The organism is Adlercreutzia rubneri (genome assembly GCF_009755265.1).
Taxonomy (GTDB): domain Bacteria; phylum Actinomycetota; class Coriobacteriia; order Coriobacteriales; family Eggerthellaceae; genus Adlercreutzia; species Adlercreutzia rubneri.
Genome location: NZ_WPOO01000010.1, coordinates 43,162 through 57,102, shown reverse-complemented (window position 1 = coordinate 57,102; position 13,941 = coordinate 43,162). Strand labels below are relative to the sequence as shown.

3 protein-coding genes are annotated in these 13,941 nt (G+C 66.3%); all 3 read right to left on the bottom strand.

The features are described from left to right. Positions 1-197 precede the first annotated feature (197 nt). The 3 genes from GO707_RS07035 to GO707_RS07025 all read right to left on the bottom strand — a co-directional run bounded on the left by GO707_RS07035 (position 198) and on the right by GO707_RS07025 (position 13,887). Entirely contained in the window at positions 198-12,128 is an 11,931-nt protein-coding gene (locus GO707_RS07035; RefSeq protein WP_157012643.1) for an SdrD B-like domain-containing protein, read from the bottom strand. 222 nt (positions 12,129-12,350) lie between these two features. Next, positions 12,351-13,133, bottom strand: coding sequence for a hypothetical protein (locus GO707_RS07030; protein WP_114540034.1), 783 nt, complete (start codon positions 13,131-13,133; stop codon positions 12,351-12,353). Further along, the gene (locus GO707_RS07025; RefSeq protein WP_114540033.1) at positions 13,126-13,887 is read right to left on the bottom strand and encodes a ParA family protein; all 762 of its coding nucleotides are present in this window, start codon (positions 13,885-13,887) and stop codon (positions 13,126-13,128) included. Before GO707_RS07025 ends, GO707_RS07030 begins: the two co-directional genes overlap by 8 nt. Between the last annotated feature and the right edge of the window lie 54 nt (positions 13,888-13,941).

Genomic DNA, 13,941 nt, shown 5'->3' with positions numbered 1-13,941 from the left:
GATTCCGCGGGGCCGTCTGCTTCATCGGAGATGGCATATATGATGTGCCGGCTGCCGCCGCGCGCATAAGCGGCGGCAGCCGGCGGGCTTCGGCAGGTGACTTCGCGGGTAATCAGGGTTCCGCGAAGCAGTCTGCCTACTCGGAAAGGTCTCAGGTGCCGGGGCGGAGGGCGCTCCGTCCGCCCCGGCGGTCTCCCCTACTCCTCAGGGGTCTCTTCTTCCTCCTCGTCGTCATCGTCGCGCCGGCGGGCGGCCACGGCGAGAACGAGGCCGAGGGCCGCGACCAGGGCCAGCCCCACCATCCACGGCAGGAGCTCGTCGCCGGTCTGCGGGAGCTTCACGTAGAACAGGCGGGTGCCCCACGGCGTCGTGAACACGAGGGTGCGCCACGCGTCGGCGTCGCCGGTCATGCCGAGGTCGACCGACCGTCCGTCCTCCGGCACCCAGTTGTAGGGAACCAGCAGGTTGAACTTCTGGCCGTAGGCGTTGGGCGTCGTGCGCACCGTTTGGAACGCGCCGAGCACCGACATGGCCGGCGTGATGCCGACCCGGCCGCCGGCGCCGACCACGGAGTTGGCCGCCTCGCCCCAGTCGGAGTCGTTGTTCTCGTCGGAGCCGACGTTGATGGCCACCCACTCCTTGCCGTCGGGCATGTAGGAGCGCACCCGGTACAGGTAGGGCTTGTCGTTGCCGTCCACCATGGGCAGGCCGTCGAAGCGGTAGGCGCCGTCGACGTCGGTCTCCATGGAGGCCACCTCGGCCCAGCCGTCCTCGGAGCGCACCTTCTGGCCCTCGACGGCCGCGAGGGCCGTGGGGGCGTAGGAGGCGCCGTTGAAGCCGACGGCGTCCACGTCGATGACCATGCGGTCGAGGTAGACCTTCTGCCCGGGCACCGCAACGGCCGTGTCATCCTGCAGGCCGTCGGCCTCCGGGTCGTCGAAGACCACGCCGGCGATGGCCGCGAGCGCGTAGGGCACAAGGCCCGTGTCGTTGTAGTCGGAATCCTCGGACAGCGAGATCACCCACACGGTGCCATTCGGCCCCAGGATGTAGGCGGCGCCGTTGCCCACCAGATCGCGACGGTCGGAAGGCTGGGCCAGTACGATGAGGCCGCCCTGCGGATCGCCCGGCTCGATGAGCTTGGTGTCCTCGTTCAGGTCGGAGTCGGTGGTGGCAGTCCCGCGGTTCATATGGGTGACGCCGTAGCCACGCGGCAGGTCGTCCACCGTCACCTCGAAACCGTAGAGCACCGTGGTCTCCTTGCCGCCCACCATGCGCTTGCCGGCGACGTCCAGGTTGTCGAAGATCCAGTGGCCCTGGCCGTCCGACACGGTAGTCTGGCTGAACGTCTCGTCCAGATGCCAGCCGGTGCCCGTCGCATCGGTGCCGAACCAGTAGCGCTTCAGGCTCACCGGCACGTTCGGGATGCGCACGTTCTCGCCGGCGTCCTGGATGCCGTTGTAGTTGTCGTCCTGCCATACCACACCGGCGATGTGCGCCTGGGCGATGCGGAACAGGCCGTAGCCGTGGGCCAGCGAGCTGAACCAGTTCAGGTCGGACCACTGGTTGTCGCCGACCAGCGACGCCACGCGGGCCTGGTAGGCCTCGTAGAGGCGCTGGCTGCCGGTGTTGTCGTAGTAGGGCAGGTTCGGCTCGCCGGTGGTGACGTTGGTCTCGTTGGTGACGACCTTCTCCACCTCCTTGCCGTTCTCGATCGTCGTCTCCAGGTACAGCAGGTTGCCGGCGGCGTCCTTCTGGTGCTTGCCGAAGATGGCGTCGTGGCGCTGCTGATCCATGTTGTCCAGATCGTCCTGGGTGGCTGTGGCGATCCAGGCGAGCATCTCGGTCACGTAGTCGTCGCTGTAGATGCCGTTGCCGGTGTTGGTGTTGGTATCGGCCCGAGCGTCAACCGCGCTGGCAGCCATGACCCGCGTGGTGAAGGTCTCGACCTCGCCGCCGTCGCCCTCGCTCGGCTGAGTGGTGTCCCCGCCCTCGGGCTTGGTGACGTCGATGACCGGCGTATCGCCCTCGTCGCCGTCGCCGTCGCCCTCGTCCTCGCCGGGCTCGGTCGGCGTCGCCGTGCCGCAGCACTCCATGCCGATATGCTGGCATCCCTCAACCGTGCACAGACCGTTCTCGTCCTTCTCGTGCAGGCACAGGCCGCACTTGTCGCACAGGCCGTCGGCCGCCGTCGTGGCGGTGTCCTCATCCACGTGCTCGCACTCCACGTCCTCGGAACCGCCCGGCTGGGAGGCGTAGGTGGCGTAGGCGCCGGAGGTCGTGGAGGACTCGCTTTCGTCGGCCAAACGCGTCAGCACGATGAGGTCGCCGGCCTTGCGCATGGCCTCGTTCAGGTTGTCCGTGGCCGGCAAGGTGTAGTCGCCGGCATGGCTGGCGGCATCCTCCACGTTCGGCTTCAGGGCCTGGGTCTCGTCGTCGAAGTCGGAGTTGATCCAGTCGTTGACCGTCTTGCCGATATGCTGCAGCGTGGGCGCCCAGACATCCTCGTCCGGGTAGCTCACGATCTCGGCGCGATAGGAGAACAGCACCTTGAAGGCCGCCGAGTCGCTGGAGGCCTGATGGGTGCCGGTGCCGTAGGCCAGGAACTGCCAGTGGCCGTTCTCGTCGGTCCTATCGAAACCGGCGCCGGGCACGTACTCGTAGCCGTTCTGGTCGAAGAACTTCTCGTCGTCGTCGGCAACCGCCAGGGCCTCGTCGGCCGTCAGCGGCAGGTACGGATAGTTCGTGCCCAGACCGTCCTTGGACAGATCGTGGCGACCGGTGAGGTCTTCCAGCATATCCTGGGTGAAGGTCCAGTCGCGGCGCCACACGCCCTTCTCCTCCTCGGGCGTCTCGGCACCCACGAGGACGGTCAGGTCGCGGTTGGCGTTGGCCCAGGCGCTGTAGATCACGAGCTCCTCGACGCCGGCCGGTTCGGTGGTCTCACCGTCGCCGGCAACGTCGCCCTCGCCGGGAACGACTTCCATGTAGCTGGTGAGGAACTCGGTGTGGTTGTGGTACAGCACGTTCAGCTTCATCAGGTTCTTCGTGGCGGCCTCGGCGCGCGCCGCGCCCTCGGGCATGGCGGCCACAGACGCGTACAGCTCGTTGATGTAGGCCGTCATGGCGTCGGCCGCGGCCTTCTGCTCCTCGGAGGTCATGGTCTCGCCCTCGTCCAGCTTGAACGGGTCGGCCATGGCAACGATCTCGTCGTACTCCTCGCGGGTGAGTCCGGAGTTCTCGAAGCTGCCGTCGCCGCCGGGGGTCTGGCCGGGCACCTGCTCCCAGTAGCCGATGCCGGTCTCGTCGTACCAGTAGCGCACGAGCCGCACGACGGCGCCCTCGATGCGCTCCTCTTCCTCGTCCATGAGGCCGTCGGAGTTCACATCGTTCCACACGTTGCCGTCGATGAGCACCGGCAGCTGCTTGGTGAGGCCGGCGTCGAAGGCGCGCTTGTAGTACATGCGGTTGGCCAGGTCGTAGTTGGTCTTCAGGTAGCGGACCGCGTACGCGCTCGACAGGATGCCGCCGGTGAGGTCGGCGTCGTCGGCGATCTTCTCGGCCACGACGGCGTACACCTCGTTGACCTTCTCGTTCTCGGCGTTGACGTTGTCGGTCAGCGAGGACTCGAAGGAGGTGAGGTCGGAGTTGTCGCCGGTGCTGGCGCCCTCCACATGGAAGCGGCTGGCCACGTACTCGCCGGAGTCGTCCACCACCTTGATGGCGTAGCCGGTCAGGTACGGGGTGGCCGACGTGAAGGCCGGATCGCTGGTGGCGAGCTCGGTCTGGCGCGCCTCATAGGCGGCCATCATGTCGGCATCGGCCTTGATGGCTTCCACCTGGCTGGCGGACAGCGAGACGATCTCGGAGGCCGAGAGCTGGCGGATCATGCCGACCGACACGGGGCGCTTCTGCAGGGCCACCAGGTCGGAGGTGGAAAGCGCCGTGCCGTTGGCGTTGGCCACGCCGTAGGGCTGGAACACCTTGTCGATGTCCTCGCCCGGAGCGGCCGGATGGTCGACCTCGCTGCTCACGAGCACGTAGCCCGGCAGGTTGTCGAAGTCATAGACACCCTCGGCGTCGGTGTAGATCCACAGCTGGTGATCCTCGATAATGAGGCCGCCGCAGACATCGCAGCGCCCGTCGGGGCCTTCCGTGCCGGCCTCGTCGTTGTGCTTGGCGTCCACATGGGCCGCCGTGCTCGTCTGCTTGCCGCAGATCTTGCAAACAGAGGTATGGGTGTTGTCGAAGTTGTCCTTCCACTCAAGCTCGGTGTGCTTGCACACATCGGCGCCGCAGCCGTCGCACATGCCGTTGCCGTTGGCGTCGGCATGGGGCTCCTCGCCCAGCACCTCGTTGCAGTCGGCGCAGGTGACGGTGTGGACGTCGGCATCCTTGTAGGTGTAGGTGCGGTCGTGCAGGTGCAGGCAGTCGCCGCAGCCGTCGCAGCGGCCGTCGCCATCGCCGTCGGAGCAGGCCTCGTTGGTCGCCGAGGCGGTGCATCCCTCGGCGTCGCACGTCCAGTCGTGGGTGCCGTTCTTGTTGCCCGTATAGGTCTTGTTCTCGTGGGTGCAGGTCTCCTCACCCGGGTCGGTCACCTCGGTGCTCTCGCCGTCGGCGAAGCCCTCGGTCTCCTCGGTGGCGGCCAGTGCCATCCGCGCCAGCGAGAAGCTGCGCATGGCCGGCTCGGCCACGATGCGGATGCCCGCATCCTCGCCGGTACCCGGCTCCACGGGGCTCGGGTTCTCGGGATCGGTCGTCTCGCCCGGGTTCTCCGGGTCGGTCGGGTTCGGATTCTCCGGCTCGACCGGGGTCTCGGGCACCTCGACGTCCTCGCCGTCCTTGTACTGGCGGCCGCCGTTGAGGTTGGTGTTCTCCACCCAGTAGCCGGAGTCCTTCAGCTCGCGCACGCCGGCCTTGTACAGGGCGTCGTAGTCGTAGGTGCGGCCGGAGCGAACCAGGTACACCTTGTCGTCGGCGCCGGACACCACGTTGCCGCCGCGCGACTCCACCAGATGCAGCTGGCCGTCCGGGTAGTCGTCGTTGGCCCGGTCGCGGTCGAGGAAGAAGACGTTGTTGTCCTCGTCTTCCAGCAGCTGGTTGCCGTGGTTGTCGTAGGTGGGCACGAAGTAGTACTGGGTCAGGATGACGCGCAGGCCCTCGACGCCCTGCTCGGTCTTGTCGCGGTCGTCGGTGTCGATGCGGTCGTCGGAAGTGTCGGAATCGTTCTTGCCGTCGTAGTCCTCGTCGTACCACGCCTGGCCCACCAGGCTCGAGCGGTCGGGCGGCACGAAGCCGGCGTTCATGGCGTTCTGGTTCTGGCCGATGGCGAAGTCGTAATCGAAGGTGCCGGTCACCGTCTCCGTCGTCGGACGGCCGTTGGCGTCGACAGCCTCGTGCTTCTCGGACCAGCCGTAGGCGGTGCGCTGGTTCGCCCAGCTGGCGCCATCGACCAAGCCGGCCAGCACGATGCGCCAGGCGGCGTTGTTCTTCGAGATCTCGCCCTCGACGGTCTCGCACTCCTTGATGGTGCACGATCCATCGGAGTGCGTCGCATCGGCGGTCTGGATGTTCTGCTCGTCCAGGAACACCGGGTAGTTGTTGGTCTCGTAGCGGCTCCACACCTCGGCCATGCCGTCGGTGTTGGTGTCCTCGTGCTGCTCCTCGGCCGTCACCATGGGCTGGACGCGGGAGTTCACCACGTCGTGGGCGGTCGTCTCGGCCTCGAAGGTGGTCACAAGCAGCGAGGACATGCCGTCGGCGGCTTTCTCGCCGTTCACTTCCACCGTATAGGAGGCAAGCGCGTACTCGTACTTCTTCGCCGTCGAGTTCCAGGTGCGCACGGCCGTGGGCAGCTGATCGAACAGGTAGTAGCCGGACACGTCGTGCAGCTCGGTCGTACCGTCCTTGGCGAGCGCCTTCAGGTTCTCGTTGTCACCGGTCAGCACGGCCACCTTGCCGCCGCCCAGGTAGGTGGAGTTCGGCACCGTGAAGGTGAGGCGCTCGGCCGGGGAGGCGTCCACCATCTGGCCCGCCTCGTTGCGCACCTTGTAGGTGCCAGAGGTCGGGTTCAGCGTGTCGGTCTTCGCCTCGGTCACGCCGTCGGCCACCTTCTCGGCCATGACGTTGCCGTCGTTGCCGAAGTGCGGGTTGAGCTTCCAGGTTCCGTCGGCGCCGAGCACGTACTGCTTCAGGATGACCTGCTTGTCGTTGTAGCCGTACTCGAGGTAGTCGGCCTCGGTCTTGGTGCCGTCCTTCTCGGTGGTCACGCGCGTCTCGGTGTTGTAGTTGTACAGGCCGTCGTAGTCGGCGTCCTCCCAGACGTAGCCATCGATGGCGTAAGCCGGGGGCTCGATGAGGCCGCCGTCGTTGTGGTCGCGGCTCGCGCCCATCATGAGGTCGTAGGCCACGAGCGTCTTGCCGCCGACAGTGGCGGTCATCGGGTCCTTCACCTGCACCTTGCCGTCGGCATCCAGCACCGGATCGCCGTTCTCGTCGAGCACCAGATTCGGCGTCTGGTCGTCGTTGTTCGACGCCGGCGCGTAAACGATGTTCGACTCATGGGACGCCAAACCGTCGGGCGTGGTGCCGTCGGCGGCCACCGTCTCCAGAAGTATGATGTACTCGTCGGGCTCCACCAGCTTGTTGTCGTCAGTCAGATCGGAGTTCTCACGATAGCCGGCGCCCGTCACCTGGTACTTCGCGCGGAAAAGCTCGTTTTCCGTGACGCGCGGGTCGCTCACGCGCACCTTGTAGCCGTAGGCCACCCACGTGTCGGTGCCGTTCACGTTGCGCAGGCCCGCCGTCTCGAGGTTGTCGAAGCGGTAGGTGCCCGAGCGGTGCAGATCGGGCGTGCCGGTCAGCGCGCCGTCGATGTCCTCGCCGAGCTCGGTGGGCTTCGTCTTCTCGGTGCCGCGCTCCATGAGCACGCGGTCGGTCGTGGTCACTGCGACGGACGCCGTGTTGTCGGCGGCCCACTGCGTGGTGTCGGGCACCCAGTTCGCGCCGTCGAAGTAGTAACGTTCGAGGGTGACCTCGTAGCCGTCGAGGATCTCTTCCTCTCCGACGACGTTGCCGTTCTCGTCGAAGGTCACGTCCTGGATGCCGTTGTTGTTCGCATCGTTCCACAGCACGCCGGAGATGGACTGCAGGGCGGGGCGAACCATGCCCATGTCGCCACCCTGGACAACCTTGGGCAGCGGCACCTTGTGCTCCCAAGTGCCACCGTTGCCGTCGGGAACGGAATCCACCACAACCGTCTCCATGTCGACCGTCAGCCAGTCGTAGGCCGCCACGCCGTACAACGGCGCGTCTGGACGAACCAGCTGCTCGGTGCTCACGCGGGCAAAGTCGCTCGCGTTCTCCAGCTTCGTCTTGTTCTCTCCCTCGGCCACGCCCTCGCTGGCCACCACGATGCGGCCGCCGTGATCCTCTCCGTCCACATCGCCCACCGAGGTGCGCGTGCCGGCGATCTCGAGGCCGCCCTCGGCCGCAATGACGGTGCGGTCGGTAACGGTGCGGCCCAGGCGCACGGCCTTGCCGTCGCCCTCGTATTTTGCGAAGTTCACCACGCCGAAGCGGTCGGTAGAGGCCACGTTGGACTCCACCTCATCGGCGTTGCCGGCGTGGTAGCGGGTGAGCATCCAGCTGGTGCCGTTGGCCTCGACGTCGGAGCCGTCGTGGGCCAGGCCGTCCACTTCCACCTCGTAGCTGGCCAGCGAGTAGGTGTCACCGTACATCGGGGCCAAGCCGGCCGGGTAATCGCGAGCCTCGTCGGCACCCAGAAGCGTGGTGCCGTCATCCGCGGCGTCCTCCTTGCCGACGTAGCGCGGCGCGAGCTCGATCTCCTTGTGAACCTCGTCGCCGCAGCCCACCCAGCTGGTGGGCAGGTTATAGAAGGCGTAGGTGCCAGGATCCAGGTCGTCTACCACGTTGCCCTGGTAGTCGAGGCCCAGAGGACCGGTGGTCACCGTGCGGTCGCCGTCGCCGTTGATGACGTACTGGACCTGACCGTCGCGCACTGTTTCGGTCTTGGTCGGGTTGTAGGTGACCACGCGCTCCCAATCGGGATTCTCGGCGGTGCCGTTGTTCTTCCAGGTGACGTCGCCGCCGAAGGCGCGGGTGCGCACCCAGAATCCCAGGGCGTCCTCGTTGCCTCTCGCCGCGCACACATCGCTCGCGGCTCCCTGCTCAGCACGGTCGTACAGCAGCTGCCAGGCGAGCTCGAGCGTCGCGTCGGTAGCCTGGTCGATGGTCTTCATAGCTTCGATGGGCTCAACCTGGTCGATGCCCAGCTTCTCAAGATCCTCCTTGGTCAGCAGGTTGTAGACCAGATGGGCGTGGCGCAAGGCGAAGCTCTTCCACAGGTCGTGGGTCACGTAGTGCCACTGGGTCAGCGCCACGGTGCGGCCAGGCAGGCCGTTCTCGAAGGCAGGCTGGTAGATGCCGTCGTAGGAGCGCTCGCGCTCGGCGCGGTCGAGCACCGGGTTGCTGGCGGCCCACTGGTCGCTGTAGGAGTCGTCCCACACCACACCGGTGACGGAGGTCTCGGGGATCTTTATGAAGCCGCCGTCGCCGCCCTGCTGCACCTGGACGTTCTCGTCGGTGTCGTAGGTGACGCCCTTGTACTTCTTCTGGGTCTTGTCGTTGGTGGAGCTTTCCACCGCCTCGTGGGCCACGATGACCATGCCGTCGGCGCGGCCGGCCGGCACGCGGTTCTTGAAGGCCGCGTTCTTGTCGGTATCGCCCGCCGCAGGCACGGAGTCCTGCATGTCGATGAAGCGGTTCACCAGGCCAAAGGCCTTGGTGGTGCTGTCGAGGGCGTCCAAGCCCTCGGAGGTGTAGTAGCGGAAGGCATCGGACTCGGTGCGCATGCCCTCGGCGTCACCCGCCGCCACCACGTCGTCCAGGTCGCCCGCGACGTGCGGACGGGTCAGGGTGTAGCCGGCGATGGCCTCGTTAGGCACCTGCTGGTAGAGGTCGGCCGGGTTGGTGTCGGCCACGGCTACGGTGTAGCCGCACAGATACTCGCGGTCGCTCGCCTCGCCCAGCTTCTGGGCATCGGGCTTCTTGAAGCTCGTGGGCACAAGGTCGGTGCGGTACTGGCCCAGCTCCAGATCCTCCTCAGGGTCGGTGCCGTAGGAGGTGGTGAAGGGATAGTACGGGTCGAGCACACGGTTGCCGTCCTCGTCGAGGCTGTAGGTGCGCTTCCACGTGCCGTCCGGGCCGCCGGTCTTGTCCGTGTCGTCCAGGTAGTACTTGGTCGGGCGGATGCGCACGCCGCCGATGCCGCGCTCGCCCTCGGAGACGAGGTTGCCGTCCTTATCGTAGACATCCTCCTGGCGGATGCCGTCGTAGTTGGCATCCTCCCAGATGTAGCCCTCAATGGGAGCGGAGGGCGTCACGATGTAGCCGCCGTTCATGCGGGTCTCGTTCTTGCCGAAGGCCAGATCGAAGGAGGCCAGCGGCGCATCACCGTTCTTTTCGGCGGAGTTCACCACATACGGCGTGCTGCCCGTGCGGGCGCCCTTGGCATCGGCGGTGGTGGAGCCGGCCAGCACGATGACGGAGTCCATGGTATGGATGTCGCCGTTGGAGCTGAACTTCTGGCTGCGGACGAGCGGGAAGGTCTCGGGGCCGTAGCGGTAGGCAAACGACGAGGTGCCGCGCACGTTGGCCAGGCCCTTGGAGTTCCACTGGTCCACCAGGTAGTCCGGAGCGGTGAGGTTGTTCTGCACCAGGTAGTCGGAGGTCTGGGCCTCGTAGTTACCCGGCTTGAAGTCGGCATTGCCGCGGATGGCCACGGTGTAGCCGGCCAGGTACTCCTTGCCGTCGATGAACACGCGCACGGGCAGGTCGTCGAACTGGTAGTAGCTGTCCGCTTCCTTGCCGGTAACGCTCTTGTTGCGGGTGGTCACCGTCTTGTAGTAGAAGGGCGCCTTGGTCGCCTCGGTCGGGCTCCAGTCGCGATCGTTGCCGTACTCCGTGAACGCGCCCTGGGGCACCGGGAACCAGTGGTCGGCCGGGGCGTCCGCCTCGGGGTTCGCGTTGCCGCCGTTGGTGCGGTCGGGATCGTAGTACCACTGGCGCAGGTACAGCCTCGTCGGGCGATCGGGCACCGGCTGCTTCTCGGGGTTCTTCAGCTCGATGGTCATGCCAGTGTTGACCATATCCTCGTAAGTGCCGGGAATAAGGTTGTAGATGCCGTCCTTGTAGTCGTTGTCCTTCCACACGTAGCCGCCGATGGCGCGGTAGGCCGGAGCGATCTCGCCCACGTCGCCGGCCACCTCGGTCACTACCGGATGCGTCCACTGGTAGGTGGCCGCATCGGCGGTGTCCATGGCGTTGGATACCGGGATGTCGGCGAAGCTGGCCTGGATGCCATCAGTCTTGCCGTTGTTCACCTCGGCCAGGATGACCTGGCCGTCGTTGGCGCGCACCGAGCCGTCTGCCGCGTAGCGGTGCTGGATGGGCCAGCTCTGGTACAGGGCCTTGATGGCGCCATCGGTGATGTCGAGCTCATCGGCGTTGCCGGCCACGCCCGCCTTGGTGCCGGGCACGTCGGAGTCGACGGCGAGCCCTTTGGCGGTCGCGTCAGTGTCGGCGAAGCTTACGGGTTGATGCGGCGTGGTGATGTGCCAGGGGTCCCGCTCGCCCTTCGCGTAGCCGCTCTTCAGGTAGTTCTTGGGGGCCGCCAGCTCCACGCGGTAGGCGGCAAGGAAGTACTCGTCGATGCCGCTGTTGGCGTCGAGCACCACCACGGCCGTGGGCAGGTTGTCGAAGACGTACTCGCCGTCGACCACGTCCACCAGCTTGTAGCCGGCGGCCTCCTTCGCGTCGGCCACGACCTTCTGGGCACCTCCGGCCGCATAGGTCTTCACGGCCACCACGCCCATCTTGTTGCGGGCATCGGCACGGTTCTCGCCGTTGCTCACAACCGGGATGCAGACGACCTTGCCCTGGTCGGTGATGTCGGTCGGATCCTTGACGATGGTGGCCTTGGTGGTCACCCAGTCGGAACCGAAGCCGATGTTCTGCACCCAGGCACCCACGGCAGACGCCTTGGCCGTATCGTCGGTGGACTTGGTGCCGTCAGCGGCGACCCATTCCACGAGACCAGCGTCATCGCCGGTCTTGATCTGGGCGAAGGCCGCGGCGCCCTTGGGCACGTAGTGCCACTGGGTGGCAAGCACCGTTTCGCCGACAAGCCCTTGCTCGTCATCGGCGCGGACGCCATCGGGAGCCGTGTTGTCGTCGGATTCGGTGTCGTCCCACACGATGCCGGTGATCTGGGAGGTAGGCGCCTTGAAGAGACCCGTGTTCACGTGCTCGCGCTTGAACACCTGGTTGGCCACGTCGTAGGCCACGCCTTCCATAGAGAAGGTGTAGGGGGTGTTGGCGGCCGGCGTGGAGGAGTTGGCGGTCACGATGAAGCCAGTCTTCTCGGCCAGGCCCTTGTCGTCCTGCTCCACAGGCTTGCCATCGGCGCCGGTGATGGCGCCGTTCTTGTCGGTAGCGGCGAACTGCGGGTAGCTCGTCACGATGGCCGTGTCGTAGCCGTCCACCATGGCCGAGCGGTGGATGTCGCGCTTGGCATCCGAGTCGGCGTTGGTGGCCCACACCGGCGAGGAGCTCTTGTCGCCGTTGTGGAACACCGTGAGCACGTGGCCCTCGGGCAGGTTCGGCTCGGGCAGGCGGTAGGACGCCATGGCCAGGGTGTCGTCGGTAGCCGCGGCATCGCCGGCCGCCACCGGGTTGTCGTTGGTGTCGAACTGCACGTAGGGCAGAAGCCCGGCGGTGTTGTCGTCGTTGAAGGCGAAGGCGCCATCGGCGTCGGTCTTCATGGTGTAGAAGCCGGTATGCCCGGTGACCACGGTGGCCGTGGTGCCGGAGGCCTCGTCGGTCACAGTCTCGGTGACCTTGTCGCCGAAGGCCGGGTTCTTGATCCAGGCGCCCACGACCGCGTTCGCGTCGTCGCGCACCAGCTCGATCTCGTAGTACTCCTCGCCGGTGAACGTCTTGGCGGGACGCAGCTCGGTGCCCTTGTTGTTCACAACGTTGGCAGCGGTGAAAGTCACCTTGCTGTAGGTGCGCTTCGCCTCGCCTTCGCCCTCGGTCACCTCGGCCACGGTACCCGTGCCCTCAAGGTAGAACCACTGGGCGAGCTCAACGTCCTGGCCCTTGCTAGGTAACAGAGGAGAAACTTCGGAAAAATTTTTTCGTCGAGGAGATTTCCGTGCAAAAAACCCGACCAACGGACTCAGCATTCGAATCCGTTGGTCGGGTGCTTCAACCTTGGCGCAAACGAAGCGATCCGCCCCTCTTTTCAATCGAGGGCGAGCGGTTTTACTTCATGAGCTTTTGGTGAGCGCCTCGCAGGCCGCGACTGCCGCCTGAAGGTCGGACTTGTGGCTCTCCCAGTACTCGTCAAGGGCCTGGCGCATAACCTCGGCTCGCGTGATCTTCATGACCGACGCCAAAAGGTCGGCGTGTTCTCTCTGCTCGGCCGTCATGGGCACCCGCACCTGAGCGGTCATACGTCCGCTCGTCCCCTCTCCGGCTTGGACCGGCGGCTCGGCCTCAACGCTTTTCTTGCGCGGCTTGCGCGTACGGGCAGCGGCCCTAGACGCGCCGGCGGCCCGGGAAGGCGCGTCCGCATCCTCCACCGCAGCAGCCGCCGCATCGGCGGTCTCAGTTGTCCCCGCCGCACCGGCGATTTCGGCCGTCCCCGCCGCACCGGCGACCTCGACCATCCCCGCCGTATCGGCGGCCTCGACCATCCCCGCCGCATCGGCGGCCTCGGCCGTCCCCGCCGCGTCAGATGCCGCTAGCACCGAGGCGATGCCGTAGGAGACCGATGGGATTGCCTCGCACCGAGGCTCTTCCGTATAGTCCTCGGCGAAAAAATCGGGCATCGCGGCGGCCTGGGTCACATCAAGGGAGGCGCTTCTCACCTCATGGGTTCGCGACCGTCTCGGCGCCGCCTTCGCGCCGTCCTTCTCGGACGATCTCGCCGAGCTGCCCGAAGGGGAGATCCCCCTCTCGGGCGCCGCCAGATCCTCCTGGGCGGCGCCGATGTAGGCGGCTGCCGCGCGCGCCGCATCCATCTGGGCGCGCAGATCCTTCTTAGCCATTGATGTCCTCCAGCAGCTCCTCGATGAAGAACCGGTAGTCGTAGGCCACCTTCGCCGAGGGGGCGTACGCGAAAAGTGACTGTTTCACCGCTTGGGACTCCTTGATGACGGTGGCCTCGCGAATCCAGGCGCGGAACACCTTGGTATCGAGTTCGGCCGCCATCGCCTCGGCGTCCTCACGGATGATCTTCGATATGGGCGTGCGCGGGTTGTAGCGCATCAGCAGGATGCCGGCTATCTTGAGATCGGGATTGGTGTACTCGCGGATGGCCTGGATGGTGGCCGCCAAATCGGTGACGCCGTCCAGGGAATAGGCATCGGCCTGAGCGGGTATGACTACCCAGGAGGCCGCCGTGAGCGCGTTCACCGTGAGCGTGTCGAGCGCCGGCGGCGTGTCGAGGATCGCGAAGTCATAGCGATCGGAGACGGCCTCCAGCGCCTTGCGCAAGCGGTAGTCCTTCCCCACCGAGGGCATGAGGTCGTCGGCCTTCCCGTTCAGGCGGCTGGCCGGCACGGCATCGTAGCCATCGATGGTCTGCGCCGCAGCGGCCACGCCCGCCTCGCCCGTGAGCACGTCAAGCGACGACAGAACGCCGCCTGTCTGAGCCTTCAGCGTGGTGGAGAGGTTCATCTGGGGGTCGAGGTCGATATAGAGCACCCGCGCCCCGTCTTCGACCAGCTTCGCCCCGATGGCCAAGTTGGTCGTCGCCTTCGCAACGCCGCCCTTTTGAGAGGCGGCCGCCAGTGTGATCATAGCCTTCCCTTACTGCCGCGACGAGGCCTCGCCCCACTGCGCCGTTCTCTATGG

Bases quoted from the DNA above. Each gene is read 5' to 3' on its own strand.
- GO707_RS07030 (WP_114540034.1), bottom strand. From the start codon at position 13,133: ATGGCTAAGAAGGATCTGCGCGCCCAGATGGATGCGGCGCGCGCGGCA.
- GO707_RS07025 (WP_114540033.1), bottom strand. From the start codon at position 13,887: ATGATCACACTGGCGGCCGCCTCTCAAAAGGGCGGCGTTGCGAAGGCG.